Annotated in this window: 1 rRNA gene; it reads right to left on the reverse strand. The window is 39.3% G+C overall.

What is annotated here, in order from left to right:
- Positions 1-272 precede the first annotated feature (272 nt).
- Positions 273-333: ribosomal RNA gene (locus Q1B47_RS21905) — 16S ribosomal RNA — on the reverse strand; the annotation flags it as partial.

Raw genomic sequence — 333 nt, forward strand, 5'->3', positions numbered from 1 at the left:
TACAACCCAAATGAGTTTCATCTGAATTGCACTGCAACTAATGGTGTTTACTTTCGCCAAAAGAATACTCATGAAGTGCATTGCTGCACTTCGGGCACTTGATTTCAAGTGTTTGAGAACTCAATTATTTATTTCGCAATAATCTTTCGATTATTACTATCAGCTTTCCAAATTTTTAAAGAACAAACAACATCGTGAAGATGTGTTTCCTGCTCTAACAAGAACAAGTTATCTGTGTGAACACTCAACAAACATCAAGTTAGTCGTATAGGTAAGGAGGTGATCCAGCCCCAGGTTCCCCTAGGGCTACCTTGTTACGACTTCACCCCAGTC

This window comes from uncultured Shewanella sp. (genome assembly GCF_947501225.1).
Classification (GTDB): domain Bacteria; phylum Pseudomonadota; class Gammaproteobacteria; order Enterobacterales; family Shewanellaceae; genus Shewanella.